Here is a 19398-nt window from a genome sequence, read left to right on the forward strand (position 1 = left end):
GTGGCGGGCAGCGTGACGAGCGGCTGCGTGCGGGCCAGCGTGGTGGACGCGATGTCGCTGGGTTTCCGGCCGCTGGTGGTGGAAGACTGCGTCGGCGACAGGGCGCTGGGTCCGCATGAAGCCAACCTGTTCGACATGCGGCAGAAGTACGCGGCCGTGATGCCGCTGGCGCAGGCGCTGGCGGCAACGGCCTGAAAAAAGAGCGAGCCCATGGTGCTCATCATGCGTTGCAACAGTGCAGTAATGCACTGAAACGGCATGGCGGCGGCCCCGAAAATGGGAAGCAAAAAATACGGAGCGGCCAGCGGCAAAACTGTATTGACAGCGGTAAATTTGATCAGTACGCTGACTAAATCAGACAGCATGCTGAGTATCAAGGTTTTCAACGTCGTCGGCATGGCCTCGCACCTGGCAGCTCGACCGTTCGCATGCTTTACGCGTTGAGGCATCGCCTTTGCAGGAAACCGGCGCGGCAGGCGCCACAGTCGGTAACGGGCCCGAGGGCTTCGCTTAATTTGTCAACCAGAGGAGAGATTCATGCAACGACGTCGGTTTCTTAAGCAGGCAGGCAGCGCAACCGCGATTGCCGGCCTGTCCATGCCAGCCATCGCACAGGACAACAAGCAGGTCAAATGGCGCATGTCGACCAGCTGGCCCAAAAGCCTGGACACGATTCATGGATCGGCCGAAGAGTTTTGCAAGCGTGTGGGCGAGCTGACCGAGGGCGCCTTCGAGATCCGCGCATTTGCGGGTGGCGAACTCGTGCCGCCCGGGCAGAATATGGATGCGGTGAGCAATGGCACGGTCGAGTGCAACCACGTGCTAGCGTCCGCCTATATCGGCAAGAACACGGCGCTGGCCTTTGACGCCGGCCTCGCATTCGGCCTGAGCGCCCGACAGCACAACGCATGGATACAGTACGGCGGCGGTCTCAACGCGCTGCGCGAGCTCTACAAGAAGTACAGCATCGTCAATTTCACCTGCGGCAACGTCGGCGTGCAGATGGGCGGCTGGTATCGGAAGGAAATCAAGAGCGTGGCCGACCTGAAGGGCCTGAAGATGCGTATCGGCGGGCTGGGCGGCATGGTGCTGGAAAAGCTCGGCACGGTGCCCCAGCAGATTCCCACGGCAGACATCTACCCGGCGCTGGAGAAGGGCACGATCGACGCGGCCGAATGGATCGGGCCGTATGACGATGAGAAGCTCGGCCTTGACCGTGTCGCGAAGTTTTACTATGCGCCGGGCTGGTGGGAAGGCAGCGCGTCCATCACCTCGATGGTCAATGCCAAGGCCTGGGAGGCGCTGTCGCCTCGCTTCAAGGCAGCCTTTGAATGCGCGGCCAATGAGCAGACCATGAAGATGCTGGCAAAGTACGACGCCCGCAATCCCGATGCGCTGCGACGGTTGCTGGGGCAGGGCGCCAAGCTTGCATTCTTCCCGAGGGAAGTGCTGGATGCGGCATTCAAGGCGTCGCATGAGCTGTATGGCGAACTGTCGGAAAAAAATCCCGATTTCAAGGCCATGCTGCCGCAGTGGAAAGCCTTCCAGCAGAACGAGGCAAGCTGGTTCCGCGTCGCCGACAGCGCGCTCGACAACTACACGTTCGCCGCCGTAACCGCCAAGCCCAAGTAAGGGCGCCAACCCGGACCGGCGTGCTGGCTGCGTTGCCGGCCGCCGGCAGCTTCAAGAGGCTATTCATGAAGTTACTGCTCAAGCTTGCGCGGGGTATTGACGCGCTCAATTCCCTGGTCGGCCAGGCTGCGCGCTGGCTGATCCTGGTGGCCGTGCTGATCAGCGCATTCAATGCATTTTCGCGGAAGGCGTTTTCGCTCAGTTCGAACGGCATGCTGGAAATTCAGTGGTACCTGTTCGCCGCGGTATTCCTGCTCTGCGCCGGCTACACGCTGCTCAGTAATGAGCATGTGCGGGTCGACGTGCTGCTGTCGCGCCTATCGCGGCGCAAGCAGCTGTTCGTCGAGCTGTTTGGACTGATCGTTTTCCTGGCGCCGGTGGCCGTGCTGGTGCTGGTGCTGTCCTGGGCGCCGTTCGTGGACGCCTATACCAGCGGCGAGATATCGAGCAATGCAGGTGGGCTGGTGCGCTGGCCGGTGAAACTGCTGATTCCGGCAGGCTTTCTGCTGCTGTTGCTACAGGCATTGTCGCAGGTGATCAAGACCATCGATGAACTGCGTCGCCTGCCCGATGCGGCAGCGCCGGCAAACTAGAAAGCTGATATGTCTGCATTCCTGATTGCGAACATGGCGCCGATCATGTTCGCTTCGCTGATCCTGTTTCTCGTCGTCGGTTATCCGGTCGCGTTTGCTCTCGGCGCCAACGGTCTCTTTTTTGCGCTGGTCGGCATCGCGCTTGGCTTGCTGGAACCCGCGCTGTTCCAGGCGCTGCCCGAGCGTATTTTCGGCATCATGTTCAACGAGACGCTGCTGGCCATTCCATTCTTTACCTTCATGGGCCTGATACTGGAACGATCAGGCATGGCCGAGGAGCTGTTGGACACCATAGGCCAGCTGTTCGGCTCGGTGCGCGGTGGTTTGGCCTATGCGGTGATCTTCGTGGGCGCGCTGCTGGCCGCCACCACGGGCGTCGTCGCGGCGTCGGTGATCTCGATGGGCCTGATCTCGCTGCCCATCATGATGCGCTACGGTTACGACCACAAGCTGGCCGCCGGTGTCATTGCCGCATCGGGCACGTTGGCGCAGATCATCCCGCCATCTCTGGTGCTGATCGTGATGGCCGACCAGCTGGGCCGCTCGGTGGGCGACATGTATGCCGGCGCGCTGGTGCCCGGCCTGGTGCTGACCGGCCTCTATGCCATCTATGTCTTTGCCTATTCGATGATCAAGCCGGGTTCGGCGCCGCCGCTGCCGCCCGAAGCACGCACGCTGCACGGCGCGGCGCTCGGCATGCGCGTGCTGACCTCGCTGGTGCCGCCGCTGGTGCTGATCTTCCTGGTGCTGGGCACGATCTTCCTCGGCATCGCCACGCCGACCGAAGGCGGCGCGATGGGCGCATTCGGCGCGCTGGTGCTGGCTCTGATGCGCCGCCGCCTCAGCCTGTCGCTGCTCAACCAGGCAATGGACAAGACCGCCAAGCTGACCTGCTTCGCCATCTTCATCCTGGTCGGCTCGACGGTATTCGGCCTGGCTTTCCGCGCGGTGAATGGCGACCTGTGGGTCGAGCACCTGCTGCTGGCCCTGCCGGGCGGCGTCATCGGTTTCCTGGTCGTGGTCAATCTCCTTGTCTTTCTGCTCGCATTCTTCCTCGACTTTTTCGAACTCGCGTTCATCATCGTGCCGCTGTTGGCGCCGGTGGCGGAAAAGCTGGGCATCGACCTGGTCTGGTTCGGCGTCATTCTCGCCATTAACATGCAGACTTCCTTCATGCATCCGCCGTTTGGCTTTGCGCTGTTCTACCTGCGCAGCGTCGCCAGCCGCGACCTGCGGACCGCCGACATCTACAGGGGGGCCGTGCCGTTCGTGATCATGCAACTTATGATGGTTGGCGCGGTCATCCTGTTTCCCGGCCTGGTCACGGGGAACGTGGAAAAACACCAGAAAGTCGACATCGAGTCGATCCGGATCGAAGCGCCGGCGGGCGACGCTTATCCCGGTAACAGCAGCAGCGACGATCCGGCCCGCATGTTCAACGATGATCGCCGCTAGAACGGAGAACAGCAGATGACCTTGCCCGAATCCATCCTGATCATCGGCGCCGGCCAGGCGGGCGGCTGCGCCGCGGCGGCCTTGCGCCGCGAAGGCTACGAGGGGCGCATCACGCTGGCAGGCATCGAGCCGCATCGGCCCTATGAACGTCCGCCGCTGTCCAAGGCTGTGCTCCATGATGCCGGCGCGGAGGAGACGCTGTTCCTTCACAAGCCGGATTTCCATGACAGCCTGAAGATGGACTGGCGTCCCGGCGCAGAAGTGCGGTCGCTCGATGTCGCTGCCCGCTGCGCCCGCACGGCATCGGGCGAGACACTTGCGTTCGACCGTTGCCTGCTTGCCACCGGCGGCCGCGCGCGGCTGCTTCCCGGACTTCCGCCTGACGCCCCGAACGTGCATTACCTGCGCGGCCTGGACGACGCCCGGCGCTTGCGCAGGCGGCTGCAGCCCGGCGCCAGCGTGATCGTGATCGGCGGCGGCTTCCTCGGCCTCGAATTTGCCGGCATGGCGCGCGGCCAGGGCGTAGCCCTGACCGTCTGCGAAGCCGGCCCGCAACTGTTGGGTCGAGCCGCACCGCCGCAGGTCGGCGCCTGGCTGCAGCGTTGTCATGAGGAAGCCGGCACACGGGTGCTGTGCAATGCGATGACGCGCTCCGTCGCGCCGGGCGCCGATGGCGTGACCGTCGCGCTGGACAGCGGCGAAATCCTGCATGCCGATTTCCTGCTGGCGTCAGTCGGCCAGCTGCCGAATGTCGAGCTTGCACAGGAAGCGGGCCTGGCGGTGGACAACGGCATTGTCGTGGATGCCCGCTGCGAGACCTCTGCGCCGGGTATCTTTGCCGCCGGGGATTGCGCGTCGCATCGGAGCCGTTTCCTGCAGCGCCATGTCCGGCTCGAATCGTGGCAGAACGCGCAGGAGCAGGCGCAAGTGGCCGCCCGCGGCATGCTGGACCTGCCTGCCAGCTATGACGTGCTGCCGTGGTTCTGGTCTGACCAGCTGGAGATGAATATCCAGATGCTTGGCATGCCCGACGCGGGGCTGGACTACCGTATGCGCGGCCGGGAGTCCGACCGCAAGTTTTCGGTGTATGGCTTCGCGGACGATCGACTTCGTTATGTCCTGGCGGTCAATAGCGGTGCAGAAATGACGCCGTTGCGCCGGCTCATCGCCGCAGGCGCCGTCGTCGATGCAAACCGGCTCACGGACGCGGACCTGCCGGTACGCGAAACCGTGAAACTGGCGCTTGCGTGAGCGTAGCGCCTCGGGCCCGCGAGGCACTGTCATCGAGCGGGACGAGGTGAAGCCAGGCAAGCCGGTCGGCGTACAAGCAGTCGGTGCGCCGCCGTGGCTGCTGCTCCTGGCGCTATTCATGGTCGGCATCAACTTGCGCCCCGCGCTGGCGACCGTGGCGCCGCTGCTGGAAACGATCCGCGCGGAGACCGGCATTTCCGTTGCCGCGGCCGGTGCGCTGTCGACGCTGCCCGTGCTGTGCTTCGGCCTGTTCGCGCCGCTGGCGCCGCGGCTTGCCAGGCTCCTGCCACCGGAGCGCGTGGTGTTCTGGTGCATCGTCGCGCTGCTGGGCGGCATAGGCTTGCGCAGCCTGCCAGGTATTGCCCCCTTGTTTGCAGGCACGCTGATCATCGGCGCGGCAATCAGCCTGACGATGACCCTGCTGCCGGGACTGATCAAACTCTGTTTCCCGGGCGGCGCCGCGAGCATCACCGGTTTTTATACTGCCACGCTCGGCATCGGCGCAGCCCTGGCCTCCGCCGTGGCGATACCGCTGAAAGACCTGACCGGCAGCTGGCGCATGGCGCAGGCCGTGTGGGCCGCGCCTGCTGCGCTCGTCATTATCGCCGCCGCCGTTGCCTATTGGCGCCGGGCAGGCCGTCGTAAAGCGGCGCAAGCCGTGTTGCCGCGCAGGGCAGGCGGCCTGCTGGGCAACGCGCTTGCATGGCAGGTGGCGCTGTATTCCGGGCTGCAGTCGGCGCTGGCTTACTGCGTCTTCGCCTGGCTGCCGACGATGCTGGTGGACCGCGGCGTGCGTCCGGCGCTTGCCGGTTTCTTGCTGTCCCTCTCCATCGGCGCGCAGCTGGTGACATCCCTTACCGGTCCGTGGCTGGCGACCCGCAGCAAGGACCAGCGCAGCGCCATTTACATATTGCTGGGAATGACGATACTCGGCTTCCTCGGCTGCCTTTACGGCCCGCACGCAGCCCTATGGCTGGCAGCGGTGGTGCTGGGACTGGGGCAGGGCGGCACCTTCAGCATCGCGAATGCGTTGATCGTGCTGCGCTCCCCGGACGCGAACGTTGCCGCCTCGCTGTCGGGCATGACGCAATGCATCGGCTACACGATCGCCGCCGCCGCGCCGCTTGGCGCCGGGTTGCTGCATGCTGCGAGCAATGACTGGAACGCCGTCGGGCTCGCCTTCGTCCTTTGTGCCATCGCTTCCGCAGTCGCAGCGGCCGGGGCCGGGCGTAACCTGCAGATCGCGTTGCGGTAGGACCGTCGTCAGAATACGCCAAGCAATAACAGCAGCAGCAAGGTCAGCACTGCCGACAGGAGGATGGAACCGAGGCAACCCAGCCTGCTGGAAAAAAAGAAAAACATCTGCGCTCCAAGGATGAATCAATCGCTATAGGGTCGTGCCGCATTGCATAAAACGCTCAGGCACGCCCGGCACCATCACTGATTGCCAGCGGATGGTCGTGAGCGATTCGGTTTACCGGCCAGATTTATCCCGAATCACTATGCGTTGCGCCTGCCATTGCACTCCCGGGGAAAGGGCGGCGGAAGCGAATCCGATGGCGGTCCAGCCGACGCGCCATAGCCGTCCCGCCAGCCGGCGACGGATTACCCTTGTTGCTGGCCGTGCTGCATGATCTCGACCTGCTTCTTTGCCAGCTTGAACACCAGGTCGGCGCTCAGGAACGGGTCGTTGGCCAGCATCTGCTTGACGATCATCGTGGTGATGGGGTACGCATCGCCTGGCGCGATCGCGATGCCGCGTGCGCCTGTTCCCTTGCTCTGCACCGACAAGTAGAGCTTGCCCGGCTGCGCTTCGAGGGTCATCCATTTTTCGTTGCTTTGGCCGTGTCCCCTGGCTTCAAACCGGCTGGTCCAGAGCATGAGCGTGGCCAGCATCAGCGGCAGCTCGCGCTGCGACAGCTGGATGGCAACCTTATTCTTCCAGTTATAGGTCCGCTGGCCGCTCGCTTCGGTCGCCTCGACGCGTATCGTGTGGATGCCGCGCTGCGTCGTATCTTCGGAAAAACAGGCCGCGAACTTGCCGCCATAGACATGAAACGACTTGAACCGGTCCCCGTCCGGACTCGAGCCCGTTTCGCTGTCGTCATCGGGCCATGGCGTTTCCGCTGGCGACGGGTCGACCTGCTGCAATGCCTCGTCACGCGGCGGCGCCTGGCGGCCCGAAAACCTGCCGGCTGACATGGCCGGCGCCGCCGCGCGTTCCAGGTGGCGCGCCAGCGTGCGGCGAACGTAGCGGGCGTCGTCGCCATCGTCCAGTCCACCTTCATCCCAGGACTTGAGCTTGATGGAGAAGCCCGGCCCCTCGTGTCGTCCAATGGAAATCAATATGCCGATGCCGGGAACGGCGAGGCCGCGGCGGGCCAGTCTTTCCCTTGTCGCCGGCATGACCGCATACAGGATGCCTTTCAGGTAATTCTTCGCCTGCTCATTTCCAGCGTTGAATGCGTCGACGGCCCGGACCATGGCGTCGCCCTCGATGGCGAAAATGTCGGACAGGATATGCGGATCAGGGACGGGGAGGGCAAGTGCGCGTATGGACTGCTGATAGGTAATGGCATTGAAAGCCATGCGCTCTCCGACTGAAGGTAAGGAAGTAAGGGAGCGCTGATTATAGGGCGGCTGGCAATCGCTTGCCACGGTTTGGCGCGTGGCTTCTCCCCGGTTGTCAAGATGCAAGCGTTCCTTTTTGTAAAATTCTCTGCGTCTGTGCCTAAATTTTAGGCATAAAAATTTTCTTATTCAGATCAATTACTTGCGTTTGGCGATACGCCGATACGGGCCCACTTGTCCACAAAACCTGTGGAGAACTACCGGTTGCCGCCGAACTGATGGCTGCTCCTCAGCCGGCGACCGCAGTGACCAATGGTGGCAATACACATGTTCCTTGCCAACCAACAGTAACCGGTCCGAACCGCTTTCCTGCCAGCGGCCCGGACCGTCGCCTGGCGCCTTTCAGTCCGCATGCATCCCGACCTCGCCGCAGTTCGCCGCGTCGGCCTTGCACAGCTTGTTATACGCCAGGATGGCCTTGCGGCGCGCGGCCAGCGCGAGCGGTGTCTTGAACGGCGCCAGGATCTGCGCCTGGGTAAACACGTTGCCGTTCTTGATCACGTACTCGGTGTTGGCAGCCGCCTTCAGGTCTTCCAGCGGATTGCCGCGCACGGCCACCAGGTCGGCCAGCTTGCCCACTTCCACCGAGCCCAGGTCGCGATCGACATAGGCCATCTTCGCCGCGTTGATCGTCATCGACTGCAAGGCCTGGTGCGGCGTCATCACCAGGCCCGCCGCGCGCAGGTTCATGTGCAGCGAGATGCCGGGAACGACCAGCGGCGAGTCCGTGCCGTTGGCAAGCAGCCCGCCTGCCGCCTGCACCTTGGCCTGCTGCTGGGCGTCCTTGCGGATCGTTGCCAGCGTGGCCGCCGTCGGCGCCGGGGCGCTTTGCAGGCCGGCGATGAAGTTCGGCGGGACCAGCACGAAACGGTCGCTGCTGAGGACGGTCGGGTCCTGCGCGGTCAATGCATTGGCCGAGAACAGGGTGTCGATCAGGTGGAAGTCCGCCTTGCCGTGCAGGTCTGCCGCATCCTGGTAGGTCAGCGCCTGCCCGCTCGACTTTGCCCAGCCATAGCCCATGCGCTGGGTCGCAGACAGGTGGGTGGTGCCGCCTATGCCTGTCGCCGCGCCCGGCGAAAGCATATGCGTGCCGGTCGGAATGCCGATGTCGAGGCCGGCCTGCGCAATCTTCGACATGATCGGAATCGGCGCACGCACATAGGACTTCAGGAAATCGGCGCCCATTGCCCTGGCCTTGGCGATCTCCATGTCCGCCACTTCCGGCGTGCGCAGCGTTCGGGCGAAGTTATAGAACAAACGATTGCCTTCCCACAGCGGCGGCGAGACGAACAGGCGCGGCCCCACCAGGTTGCCGGCTTCGAGCGCCTCGCGTATCTCGATGCTCTGGTGCAGCGGGCCGGCGACCGACTGGGTGGACGTCAGCCCGTACGACAGCATCAGCGCCGCGATCTGACCGAACTGGCCGCCCTGGTACAGCGTGAGCGGGTGGATGTGGGGGTCCCACAGTCCGGGCATCACGGTAAGCGCGGACGCATCGATGAAACGCGTCGCGCCCGCTTCCGCGCCCGCCTGCGATGCCTTGATCGACGTGATGCGGTTGCCGGTGATGAGGATATCGACATTGCGCTGCAGGGTCGGGCTGATGCCATCCCACAGCGCGCCGGCGCGTACCAGCGTGGTGCCGACGGGTACGGCCGGGGTCCATTGCAGGTTGACGGCAATTTCCTGCGCGCCGCCGCCGCCGGCGGCCACGGTCTTGAGCTTGCTGGCGGACTTGTACAGGATGGTCTGCGAGTCGCCGGACCAGGAGGGCAGGTCCGCCGCCTCGCTGGTGATGGCCACCGCGGGGCCGGACGGCGAGCCATCCGGCCTGACCGGCATCACGTGCAGCAGGGAGTCCATGATGAACGCGACCTTGGTGCTGTCCGGTGAAAGCACTGCCGCGCCTTCATCGCGCTCGGAAATCTGGCGCGGCGCCGCGGCCACCGGATAAAACGTCCCCTGTTTGCTTGCCAGGTCGATTACGCGCAGCTTGTTGTAGCCTTCGCGGAATCGGTTGTTGATGCGCTCGTTGTCCACGACCATGACCTTGCTGCCATCCGGCGTCCACGAAGGCGTGCTGACCTGGGTGCTCAGGGACGGCAGGATCACCTGTGCCGACTTGCTGGCGATGGTCCAGATCTCCAGCTGGCCCGACAGCGTGGTATAGGCGATGCGGTCGCCGCTCGGCGACATCTTCGGCGTCACCATCGACTTGCCGGTGATGGCGGCCAGGCGGGTACGGGCCTTGGTCGCGACGTTGATCTGGTCGATCGCCAGCTGGCCGGCATTGCCTTTCTCAGAGGAGAAGTAGACGGCCGTTCCATCCGGCGTCCACTGCGGACTGCCATCGCGGTCGGTGTCGTTGGTCAGCCGGACCGGGGCCTGGCCGATGGCCATGACCCATACATCATTAAGCGCGACGAACGCAATGCTCTTTCCATCCGGCGACAGCGCAGGCGCACTGATGCCGGTGACGGGGCGCGCGGCGAGGTTGCTGAAGCCGTGATCCTTCGGCGTGTTGATGACGGGCCGGCGCACCGTGAGCGATGCGCTGAAAGCGACGTCCTGCGGGTTGGTCCCGGCCGCGTCGCGTATGCGTATCTTGCCGTCGGCTGCATAGACAAAGCGGCCGTCGGGCAGATAGCGCACCGGGAACGGAAAGACATCCTCGCCGGCAAATGCTTCCTTGCCGCCGATGACCATGGCCTGCGTCGGCGTCTGGTAAACGAGCCCCGTGCCGGCAGGATTCCACGCAGGCGCCGTGCCCGCGGCGACCTTTACAGGCGCGTCGGTGCCGCCGATACTGACGGTGAAGACATTGCCGGTGTCGACGTAAGCAAGCTGTTTGCCGTCGGGCGACACGATGGGATTGCTTTCCGCGCCGGCGCCCCTGGTCAATTGCGTCAGCGCGTTCCCGCTCAGCTTGACGCTCCAGATCTTGTACTGGCCGTCGTTGCTCCGGTCGGAGGAAAACACCAGTCCGCTGCCATCGGGCAGCCAGGCCGGTTCGCGGTCGTCATTCGGGCCGGTGGTCAGTTCGGTCGGATTGCTGCCGTCCGGCGCGACAGTCCACATGTGGTAATTGCCTTCCGGCGCATAGTTTTGAAATGCGATGGTCTTGCCGTCTGGGGACCAGACAGGGGCCGTAGGTTCGAGTTCCCAACCGGTGATCCGGGTCGCCTGTCCGCCCGCAATCGGGATCACCCATAAGGCGCCCTGGGCGCTGAAGACCAGCCGCTGCCCATCGGGCGACGGGGCAACCGCCATGTTCGTGCCTTCATGCAGTTCCACCGTCACGTCTTTCGTCGAGCCCTTCAAGGTGCTCAGCTGATTGATCTGCGGTGCAGTGGGATTACTGCTGTCGTTGTGGTCGCTGCCGCCGCAGGCGCTCAGGAGCGCTGCGCTCATGGCGACGACGAGCATGGTTTTGGCGGGAAGGGATTGCGTCCGGCTTTCCACAGTACTGCGGTTGGATGGCAATTTCATTGCATGTCTCCGTTGTCATTGTAGGTTTGCGGCTTTGCACCAAAAAGAGGCGGCTGCCGTTCTTTCAACCTAGGACACGTTTCTTACGAGCGTCTTACAGCCCGGACAGCGAAGTTCCAAGGTGAAACCAGGATTGATTGGGCTCAAGGTCGATGCGGACGTTCAATAGGGAAGGGGGAAAAGTGCAGGGCAGATCCAGCCCCGGGCAGCGCAGCTGGACCCAGGTGCATGATGCGTCGCAAAACGGTATGGCACGGCGGTGCAGGAAGCGGCTGTCTGCCGGTAGCCCGGACCTAGCCCGGCTGCAAGGTATCTGCGGCCACGTCGAGAAAATGCTGTAGGGCCGGGGTCGTATTCTCCGTCTGCCACAGCAGGTATGCGCTTGAAAACGCTTCGGTCCCGCGCAGCGGAACGAAACGCGTGCCCGCGATCTTCGACTGCGCAATGGACCGTGGCACCAGCGAGACGCCGAGCCCGTTGGCGACCAGCGCGACGATGGTGAGCCACTGCCGGGCGGCAAACCGGATTTCCGGCTCGAACCCCGCTTGCCGGCATACGCCGACGACATTGTCATAGTTCGCCGGAGAGATCTCCCGCATGAACATCACGAAGGGATCGCCGGCTATCTCGACCAGGTCGATCTGCTTCCTGTTCGCCAACGCGTGGCTGTCGGGCAGGCAGCATACGAACGCATCCTTCAACAGCGCAAGTCCCTGCAGGCCTTCGGGAACCAGGGGCAGGTTGACGAAGGCCGCATGCAGCTGGCCATGCAGCACTGCGTCCACCTGTTCGGCGGACGCCATCTCCCGCAACGTGACCTCGATTCCGGGGTGACGCTCGAAGAAACGCGAGACGATCTGCGGCACTTCGCGGTAAACCATGGACCCGGTGAATCCGATATCGATCCGCCCCGACTTGCCCGATGCAATCGACCGCGCCGTCGCATTTGCATGCGCCATCCGGTCCAGGATGGCACGGGACTCCAGCAGGTAGGCCCGCCCGGCCTCCGTCAGGCTGACGCTCTTGTTGTCGCGCACGAAAAGCTGGGCATCGAGCTCCTGCTCGAGGGCGCGGATTGCGAAGCTCAACGGCGGTTGGGTAATGGAAAGCCTGAGCGCCGCGCGGCCAAAATGCAGCTCTTCGGCAAGGACCACAAAATAACGAAGATGCCTCAGTTCCATATCGCCTCAATAGGTTTCCGCATTGTCTCCTATCCAGTCGGGCGCACGCTTTTCTAGAAAAGCCGCGATCCCCTCCCTACCTTCCGGCGAGGCTCGAACGCTGGCGATACGCAATGCGGTTTCATTCATGACGTCCGCCGTGATCGCCTCCTCGGCAACCCAGTCCAGCAATGTTTTCGTGGTCGCCACGGCCGTCGGTCCGGCACAGAGAAAAGCGCGTGCGATCCTGCGAACGGCGTCGTCGATGCCGCCGCGTTCGCTCAGCTCATGAACGAAGCCCAGCCTGTATCCGTCTGCGGCGGACATGCGTTCGCCGGAGAGCATATACCGGCGGGACTGGTGCGCGCCCAGCGCCCGGACGATATAGGGGGAGATGGTCGACGGGATCAAGCCGATCTTCACTTCGGACAGGCAGAAATCCGCATCCGGCTCGGCAACGATCACATCGCATGTACACGCCAGCCCCATCCCGCCGGCGTAGGCCGCGCCATGCACGCGGGCGATGGTGGGCTTTTTCAGCCGGTATAGCTTGTGGAGCATGGACGCCAGCGCTTGTGCGTCGCGAAGGTTGTCCGCTTCGCTATAGGTCGCGGTTTTCCTCATCCAGCCCAGGTCGGCGCCAGCGCAGAATGCCTTTCCCCGACCGGCCAGCACGACCACCCGCACGCGCTCGTCCTGTTCGCATGCATGGGCAGCATGGGCAAGCTCCGCGATGACCGTCTCGTTCATCGCATTGCGAATATCTGGCCTGTTCAGCCAGATCGTGCCAATGCCGCCGGCGACTTCCACTTCGATCGTCTGGTAATTCATCGTGTTCCCGAGGGCTAGTAGGATTTCGGCAGGCCAAGCACCTTTTCGGCAATGAAGCAGAGGATGAGCTGCGGACTCACCGGCGCCAGGCGGGGAATCCATGATTCCCTCAGATAGCGCTCGACGTGATACTCCTTGGCATAGCCCATTCCTCCATGCGTGAAGATCGCATTCTCGCAGGCGTGATAGCAGGCCTCCGCGGCGAGAAACTTGGCTGAATTGGCTTCGGCGGCGCAAGGTTTGCCGGCATCATAGAAGGAAGCGGCCTTGAACACCATCAGGTTGGCAGCCTCGAGTTCCATGTAGGACTTTGCCAGCGGATGCTGGATGCCCTGGTTCTGCCCGATGGGCCGCTCGAACACGACACGTTCCTTTGCGTAGCGTGCTGCGCGCGCAAGCGCGACCCGGCCCAGGCCAATGGCTTCGGACGCGATCAGGATACGCTCGGGGTTCAATCCATGCAGGATGTAGCTGAAGCCCTTGCCTTCCTCGCCGATACGGTCTTCGACCGGGATGCGCAGGCCATCGATGAAGACCTGGTTGGAATCGACTGCCTTGCGTCCCATTTTCTCGATGTTCCGCACTTCCACGAACCGGCGGTCGAGGTCGGTGTAGAACAGCGACAGGCCTTCCGTCCCCTTTGCGTCTTCCACCGGCGTGGTGCGCGCGAGAAGAAGCATCTTGTTGGCGACCTGTGCGGTGGAAATCCAGACCTTCTGTCCGGTCACCACGTAATGGTCGCCTTCGCGCACGGCGCGGGTCTTGAGCTTCAGCGTATTCAGCCCGCTGTTCGGTTCCGTCACGGCGAAGCAGGCCTTGTCGATTCCCTGGATCAATGGGGGAAGCCAACGCTTTTTTTGCTCGTCGCTGCCGAACACGACGACAGGGTGCAGGCCGAATATATTCATGTGCACCGCCGACGCGCCGGACAGACCGGCGCCCGTGGCTGATATCGTCTGCATCATCAGCGCTGCTTCGGTAATGCCCAGCCCGGCGCCGCCATACTCTTCCGGCATCGCGATGCCCAGCCAGCCCGCGTCGCCCAGGGCCTTGTGGAAATCGTGCGGAAACGTGCCGTCACTGTCCTTGCGGTGCCAGTAGTCGTCGTCGAATGGCTGGCAGAGACGCTCGATGGCGTTCCTGATGTGCTCCTGCTCTTCACTGAATGTGAAATCCATGCCTTGCCTCTGCGCTGGTATGTGGATTATCGGGAATGCTGTCCGGCGCTGGGTGCCTTCGACGCATCCATGACGAATCGGGTTGATGAATTCAGGCAGGGCTGCTGCCGGCTGTGACCCCATCGGCGATCAATCCTTCAATCTCGGCCGCACTGTACCCGGCCTCCAGAAGGACTTCGACCGAATGCTGGCCCAGGCGCGGCGCGGGTGCGGCTTCCGCGTCCAGCGGCGTGTTCGACCAGGAAGTGGGATTGCCTATCGTATGCAGCTTGCCCTCGGTCGGATGCTCGGTGTTCCGGACCAGTCCCACTGCCTGAAGGTGAATGTCGTCGAGCAGGTCCTGCGGCGAATTCATCGGCATGTTCGGGATATCCGCCGCGTCCAGCAAGGTCTCCCATTCGGACACGGTGCGCTCGAGCATGATGCGCCCGACTTCGGCATAGACCGCATCGATATTTGCCGCCCGGTTTCCATGCGTTGAAAATCGCGGGTCCGTCATGAAGCGGTCGGCGTCGCCAATCGCCGCGAAGAAATTGCGCCAGTGCTTGTCGTTATAGATCAGCACGCACAGGTATCCGTCTTTGGTCTTGTACGGTCGCCGGTGCGAGGTCAGGAGCCTCGCATAACCGGCGTCGCCGGCGGGTGGGTCGAATGAAAGCCCGGCCATGTGGTCGCCCAGCACGAACTGCGCCATCACCTCGAACATGGGCACCACCACCGCCTGGCCTTCGCCGCTGCGCTCGCGCGCAAAGAGCGCGCCGGTCACCGCATAGACCGCGTGCAGTCCGGTGACCCGGTCAGCCAGCGTGATCGGCGCATAGCAGGGGTCCTTCGCGCCATAGCGCTGCATCAGCCAGGGCAGGCCGGTCGCGCCCTGGATCAGGTCGTCATACGCGGCCTTGGCCGCATAGGGGCCATCCTGCCCGAAGCCGCAGCAGCTGACATGGATGATCTTCGGGTTGCGCGCCTTCACCGAATCGTAGTCGAGGTTGAGACGCGCGAGCGCCTGCGGCCGGACGTTCGTGATCAGCACATCGGCCTGCTCGGCCAGCCGCAATAGCGCTTCCTGGGCCTCGGGACGCTTCAGGTCCAGGACGATGCTGCGCTTACCCTGATTCGCATGCAGAAAAATGTGGCCCATGCCGGAATTCTGCATCGGGCCAACATGGCGCATGTTGTCCCCGTCCGGGGTCTCGATCTTCGTCACCTCGGCGCCCATGGAAGCCAGCAGCTGGGTCGCGTAGGGACCCATGATGACGGAGGTCATGTCGAGGATCTTGATGCCCGCGAGCGGGCCCGAACTCTGTTTCATCGCTTATTCCGGTTGAATGCCAGCCTGCTTGATGAGCGTGCGCCAGTGGACGAGCTGGCGTTCCACATAGTCGGCAAACTCGCGGGTGGTTGCCGACGGCCCGACCTGGAAGCCTTGCTGCGTCAGCTGCTCCTGCACGTCCTTGTCTGCCAGCACGGCGAGGATCTCGGTGTTGAGCTGGTCGACGATGGGCTTGGGCAGATTGGCCGGACCGAAGATCCCATTCCAGGACGTGAGATCGAAGCCGGTAATGGTCTGCGCCACCGGGGGCACGCCCGGCAGCAGCTTCGACGGCGTCTTGGTCGTGACGGCCAGCGTCTTGACCTTGTCGGCCTTGATCATGGACATGCCAGACCCGAAATCGACGACATAGAAATCAATCTGTCCGCCGATCAGGTCCGTCATCGCCTGCGGGCTGGACTTGTAGGGAACCGCCAGCAAATCGATGCCGGCCAGCCGCTTGATCGTCTCGGTGGCGACCAGCGATGTGCTGTTGGGCGTGCCATAGCTTAATTTTCCCGGGTTGGCCTTTGCATAGTCGACGAACTCCTTCATCGTCCTGACCGGAAGCTTGTTGTTCACGACCACCGCAAAAGGGAGTTCGCCCACCAGCGTGATGGGCGTGAAGCCCTTGATCGGGTCATAGCTCAGCTGCTTGAACAAGCTGGGATTCGCCGAATGGCCAGTATTGGTGGTCATCAGCAGCGTGTAGCCATCCGGCTTGGCGTTCGCCACAAAATTGGTCGCAATCTGCGCGCTGGCGCCAGGCTTGTTGTCGACGATGACGGTCTGGTTCATCCGCTCTCCGAGCTTCTTGGCGACGACGCGGGCAACCGCGTCGGTGCCGCTGCCGGCGGCGAATGGGACGACGAGCGAGATGGGACGTGAGGGGTAGGTCTGCGCACCTGCGGCTGCGCTGGCGAGTGCAAGAACAGTAGCCAGCATTAATTTAATGGACTTCATATCTGTCTCCGGTATTTTTTATGTCGCCTTTATCATCGCAGGCAATCGACGCATCTTTGACCAGCAATCGATCCATGTCCAATTGTAAAAACGTCTCGTACGATACATAAAAAATATCGTAAAGCCGCTTAACCGGGCCATTACAATCCGCAAGCCGGCGGGTGAGCCTTATGGAATCTGCTCATTACCCGCAGCCGAGTTCGCATCACATCGACAGATACCCCGTGAATAAAGGTCCGTTATGAGCAAGAGTCATTTCATCCGCATGGAAGACGTTGAGCCGTATCATCCCGCCAACCATCATGGCACCAGCAACTACCGCCTGATTTCCCCGGAGACGGTCGGCGCCAAGCATCTCGAGGTGCTGATCGGGGTCATCGAGAAAAATCATGGCGCGCTGCCGCATGCCCACCCCGGCATCGAGCAGGTGTGCTACCTGCTGGAAGGCACGGCCGTTGCCGAAGTCGGCGGAGAGCGCCGGGAGATGGTGCCGGGAGACTGCTGCTTCTTCCCGGCGGATATCCCGCATGTATTTACCGCAACCAGCGAAACGCCGGTCAAGCTGATGGTGATCTATTCGCCGCCTTATGGCGAGGACCCGGCCAAAGTCATCCGCTAGCAGCGGGAAGAACGGTCACCGCGTTTTGGAGAATTGGGCGGAAAAGCCTGGAATGGATTCGCAGCGCGCACTTATCCGTAAAGATCGTTTTCCGACACCGGAAGCGGCCCTGCCGGCTTGCCTTGCCGTTGCGCCCGGCCTCGCGCGGAAAACATCGGGCCGCGCGCCTCTTGCACTGGAGCGAAATGCAGGAAGCCGGTGGCATCGACCATGTCGTCATAGACCGCTTCCATTCCGCCGCGCATGAAGTAGGCCTCATGCCAGAAGCCGGTGCCTCCCGAATTACGCAGGAATTGCTGCCACCATCCGCGGTGAGGTTCGGAGCGGGCCCATGATTCAAGGGATTCGAAATCCCGCCAGTACTGGCGCATCCCCACATGCGGCGGAAAAACGGAAAACATGAAATTCTCGTGCAACAGCAATCCCTCCGGCATGGCTGTAACGGAGGCGGCAATCTTTGGGCCAAAACCGAACAGGGTTTTGAGTCCGGAAAACGCATTGACGCGCATGCCGAGGTAGATGACGACCAAGTCCGGATAGGCGGAGAGATCCACTGTGCGACGGTGTACCTTACTGTTCATCATGCTTTTGCGCGAGATACCCTGGCATTCATGCCGGGGAGGGATAGCGCGGCACGCGAAGCGTCCCCTGCACCCGCTGAAATAGTGCTATCCATGTTGAACGAATAACCGTAGCCATCTGCCCGTTGCACCATGGTGCAGTACTGATGGCCGATTCCCTGTATCACTTCCTTGCCCGTCTGGATGTTGAAACTGCCAGAGGCTCGCACTGCCAACCGGCCTACATAGGTCCCGATCTTCTTGCCCTTTGTGACGGTCGCACGGACCACGTCGCCGGTTTGGAATCCCTTGACGGACTTTTCACGCATCAGGTAACCACGCGGGAAGCCGTATTTGTCCAAGCGGGTGCGCTGGTAGGCGCCACGGCCGGTTGCCTTGATGGCCAGCGTAGGTCGGCGCCAATCTGCCACAGCAGCCACATTCCCGACGCACACCGCATCAAGCGCATGGGTCTTGGGTAGGTACAGTCGGCATCGGTTGAACTTGGTCCGCCCGCCGGAGGATGCTTCGACGGCAAGCCCGGTGGCTTTCAGGCGGTTGAGCAAGACCCACCTTGTCGCATTGACTGCAGCCGCATCCTTCAGCGGCCGCTTAACCTGCGCCAGAATGCTTGCAAGCCTCGCCGGATCCTTCTTCAGAAACGCCTTGATGTCGCGAGCGGCCTTTTTCTGGTTGCATGGCTGACAGGCGATGCCAAGGTTGCTCGGGCGGTCAGTCCCGCCGTTTGCTCTCGCATGGATGTGCTCGACCTGCAGTGGTACGCCTTCCTTGTCACAGTACATGCACTTGCGGCCCCATTTTTCCAGTAGATACTCGCGCAACTCGTAGCCGGCCAGCGTGCCTTGCTGGTACGCGACGCCGGATATCTCGGGGTTTTCCATGGCCTGCATGTCGAAGCGGACCAGCTCTGTGCTCAGCGCCGTCACCGGCGTCCAGCGGCAGATCCGCTTGACCCATGACATGGTGGTGTCGACGCGGTGCTGCAGGGACGGCGCCAGCCAGCCATCCGGCTTGCGGCGATTCAGAAACCGTGGCGCCCGGTGTCGGGTGTTGCGGCCGCGCCGGCCACGGCGCATGCTGGCCCGGGCGGTCAGCGCCTCGGAAATCTGCCGACCACGGTGCATTAGGTCAAACAGATTCAATACCGCGATGCCGCCATTGAACTCGCGCACCAGCGCCAGCCCAGTGGTCTTGCTGCCCGGGTCCAGTTTCAGGCGCAGCGGTTGAAACGCACAGGAGTCGGCCGTACGGTCAATCAGCCGGATCGCAAACGGCAAAACACGGTGCACGCGCGCACGGCCACGTTCGAGGAGCAACCTCGCGCGCTTCTCCGTGCACGGCATGACCGGCTTGCCGCATCGATCCAACACAAACACCGCCACGTCCTTCTCCTCAAATTCTGCCCCTACGGGCCTTGTTACGGCACCTTTCGGTGCTCTTCCTTCGACGATGGTGCAACGCAGCTTCAGGATTTCTCCCTCGCGACAGACCGTTTCGTGCTTACCCTATGCTTGTCTGCTTCTACCGCTTTCAGAGCCTGGAACTTAGAAAGCATTCCAAGGTGAGTTTTGTACTTCGTTGCAACGTAGCGGGTTGGGTACCGCTTCGTCTGGTCAACCGAGCTTGTCAGTTTCCTTTCAAGCTCCGGCCGTCAGGCCGGGGTAGTTGACCCATCTCTCCGCGCTGGAACCTTGAGGTGAGAA

16 protein-coding genes are annotated in these 19398 nt (G+C 62.7%); 7 read left to right on the top strand and 9 right to left on the bottom strand.

Annotated elements, in window-relative coordinates; all coding sequences use genetic code 11:
* From QOL82_RS11110 to QOL82_RS11135, 6 genes are all read left to right on the top strand, one after another.
* On the top strand, nucleotides 1–195 hold a 195-nt coding region (locus tag QOL82_RS11110; protein ID WP_283442332.1), incomplete at its 5' end, for an isochorismatase family protein.
* Nucleotides 196–537: 342 nt separating this feature from the next.
* Complete coding sequence (locus QOL82_RS11115; protein WP_283442333.1) at nucleotides 538–1632, top strand: TRAP transporter substrate-binding protein; 1095 nt, start codon at nucleotides 538–540, stop codon at nucleotides 1630–1632.
* Nucleotides 1633–1697: 65 nt separating this feature from the next.
* Entirely contained in the window at nucleotides 1698–2225 is a 528-nt protein-coding gene (locus tag QOL82_RS11120) for a TRAP transporter small permease subunit (RefSeq protein WP_283442334.1), read from the top strand.
* A 9-nt stretch (nucleotides 2226–2234) separates the two neighbouring features.
* Entirely contained in the window at nucleotides 2235–3680 is a 1446-nt protein-coding gene (locus QOL82_RS11125; protein WP_283442335.1) for a TRAP transporter large permease, read from the top strand.
* Nucleotides 3681–3695: 15 nt separating this feature from the next.
* Nucleotides 3696–4931 (top strand): NAD(P)/FAD-dependent oxidoreductase, encoded by a 1236-nt coding sequence (locus tag QOL82_RS11130; RefSeq protein WP_283442336.1) that lies wholly within the window; start codon nucleotides 3696–3698, stop codon nucleotides 4929–4931.
* A complete protein-coding gene (locus QOL82_RS11135) occupies nucleotides 4924–6186 on the top strand; it encodes an MFS transporter (RefSeq protein WP_283442337.1) in 1263 nt (420 codons plus the stop codon). The genes QOL82_RS11130 and QOL82_RS11135 overlap by 8 nt, the downstream gene beginning before the upstream one ends.
* Nucleotides 6187–6536: 350 nt before the next feature.
* Here the strand turns inward: QOL82_RS11135 and QOL82_RS11140 are convergent, their stop codons facing one another.
* The 7 genes from QOL82_RS11140 to QOL82_RS11170 form a co-directional block, all read right to left on the bottom strand.
* On the bottom strand, nucleotides 6537–7520 hold the full coding sequence (locus QOL82_RS11140; RefSeq protein WP_283442338.1) for a hypothetical protein: 984 nt from the start codon (nucleotides 7518–7520) through the stop codon (nucleotides 6537–6539).
* 384 nt (nucleotides 7521–7904) lie between these two features.
* Entirely contained in the window at nucleotides 7905–11051 is a 3147-nt protein-coding gene (locus QOL82_RS11145; RefSeq protein WP_283442339.1) for an amidohydrolase family protein, read from the bottom strand.
* 293 nt (nucleotides 11052–11344) lie between these two features.
* Complete coding sequence (locus QOL82_RS11150) at nucleotides 11345–12232, bottom strand: LysR substrate-binding domain-containing protein (RefSeq protein ID WP_283442340.1); 888 nt, start codon at nucleotides 12230–12232, stop codon at nucleotides 11345–11347.
* 6 nt (nucleotides 12233–12238) lie between these two features.
* Complete coding sequence (locus QOL82_RS11155; RefSeq protein WP_283442341.1) at nucleotides 12239–13042, bottom strand: enoyl-CoA hydratase/isomerase family protein; 804 nt, start codon at nucleotides 13040–13042, stop codon at nucleotides 12239–12241.
* Nucleotides 13043–13056: 14 nt separating this feature from the next.
* Nucleotides 13057–14220 carry an acyl-CoA dehydrogenase family protein gene (locus QOL82_RS11160; protein WP_283442342.1) on the bottom strand — a complete coding sequence of 388 codons (1164 nt, stop codon included), beginning with the start codon at nucleotides 14218–14220 and terminating at the stop codon, nucleotides 13057–13059.
* A gap of 91 nt (nucleotides 14221–14311) precedes the next feature.
* Nucleotides 14312–15532: a CaiB/BaiF CoA transferase family protein gene (locus QOL82_RS11165; protein ID WP_283442343.1), complete on the bottom strand. Its 1221-nt coding sequence runs from the start codon at nucleotides 15530–15532 to the stop codon at nucleotides 14312–14314.
* Nucleotides 15533–15535: 3 nt separating this feature from the next.
* The gene (locus tag QOL82_RS11170) at nucleotides 15536–16495 is read right to left on the bottom strand and encodes a Bug family tripartite tricarboxylate transporter substrate binding protein (protein ID WP_283442344.1); all 960 of its coding nucleotides are present in this window, start codon (nucleotides 16493–16495) and stop codon (nucleotides 15536–15538) included.
* Between the two features lie 241 nt (nucleotides 16496–16736).
* On the opposite strand from QOL82_RS11170, the gene QOL82_RS11175 reads away from it, so the two are divergent.
* Nucleotides 16737–17114, top strand: a complete 378-nt coding sequence (locus QOL82_RS11175) for a cupin domain-containing protein (protein ID WP_283442345.1) — start codon at nucleotides 16737–16739, stop codon at nucleotides 17112–17114.
* Nucleotides 17115–17185: 71 nt separating this feature from the next.
* Here QOL82_RS11175 and QOL82_RS11180 read toward each other — a convergent pair whose 3' ends face one another.
* Both QOL82_RS11180 and iscB read right to left on the bottom strand, forming a co-directional pair.
* Nucleotides 17186–17698: a monooxygenase family protein gene (locus QOL82_RS11180; protein ID WP_283442346.1), complete on the bottom strand. Its 513-nt coding sequence runs from the start codon at nucleotides 17696–17698 to the stop codon at nucleotides 17186–17188.
* Nucleotides 17695–19077, bottom strand: coding sequence for an RNA-guided endonuclease IscB (gene iscB / locus QOL82_RS11185; RefSeq protein ID WP_283442347.1), 1383 nt, complete (start codon nucleotides 19075–19077; stop codon nucleotides 17695–17697). The genes QOL82_RS11180 and iscB overlap by 4 nt, the downstream gene beginning before the upstream one ends.
* Nucleotides 19078–19398: the final 321 nt, after the last annotated feature.

It is taken from the genome of Noviherbaspirillum suwonense (genome assembly GCF_900182955.1).
In the GTDB taxonomy this organism is placed as follows: domain Bacteria; phylum Pseudomonadota; class Gammaproteobacteria; order Burkholderiales; family Burkholderiaceae_D; genus Noviherbaspirillum_A; species Noviherbaspirillum_A suwonense.

Excerpts from the sequence above, each read along its gene's own strand:
- QOL82_RS11115 (WP_283442333.1), top strand. The coding sequence starts at position 538 with ATGCAACGACGTCGGTTTCTTAAGCAGGCAGGCAGCGCAACCGCGATT.
- QOL82_RS11120 (WP_283442334.1), top strand. The coding sequence starts at position 1,698 with ATGAAGTTACTGCTCAAGCTTGCGCGGGGTATTGACGCGCTCAATTCC.
- QOL82_RS11125 (WP_283442335.1), top strand. The coding sequence starts at position 2,235 with ATGTCTGCATTCCTGATTGCGAACATGGCGCCGATCATGTTCGCTTCG.
- QOL82_RS11130 (WP_283442336.1), top strand. The coding sequence starts at position 3,696 with ATGACCTTGCCCGAATCCATCCTGATCATCGGCGCCGGCCAGGCGGGC.
- QOL82_RS11140 (WP_283442338.1), bottom strand. The coding sequence starts at position 7,520 with ATGGCTTTCAATGCCATTACCTATCAGCAGTCCATACGCGCACTTGCC.
- QOL82_RS11145 (WP_283442339.1), bottom strand. The coding sequence starts at position 11,051 with ATGAAATTGCCATCCAACCGCAGTACTGTGGAAAGCCGGACGCAATCC.
- QOL82_RS11150 (WP_283442340.1), bottom strand. The coding sequence starts at position 12,232 with ATGGAACTGAGGCATCTTCGTTATTTTGTGGTCCTTGCCGAAGAGCTG.
- QOL82_RS11155 (WP_283442341.1), bottom strand. The coding sequence starts at position 13,042 with ATGAATTACCAGACGATCGAAGTGGAAGTCGCCGGCGGCATTGGCACG.
- QOL82_RS11160 (WP_283442342.1), bottom strand. The coding sequence starts at position 14,220 with ATGGATTTCACATTCAGTGAAGAGCAGGAGCACATCAGGAACGCCATC.
- QOL82_RS11165 (WP_283442343.1), bottom strand. The coding sequence starts at position 15,532 with ATGAAACAGAGTTCGGGCCCGCTCGCGGGCATCAAGATCCTCGACATG.
- QOL82_RS11170 (WP_283442344.1), bottom strand. The coding sequence starts at position 16,495 with ATGAAGTCCATTAAATTAATGCTGGCTACTGTTCTTGCACTCGCCAGC.
- QOL82_RS11175 (WP_283442345.1), top strand. The coding sequence starts at position 16,737 with ATGAGCAAGAGTCATTTCATCCGCATGGAAGACGTTGAGCCGTATCAT.
- QOL82_RS11180 (WP_283442346.1), bottom strand. The coding sequence starts at position 17,698 with ATGATGAACAGTAAGGTACACCGTCGCACAGTGGATCTCTCCGCCTAT.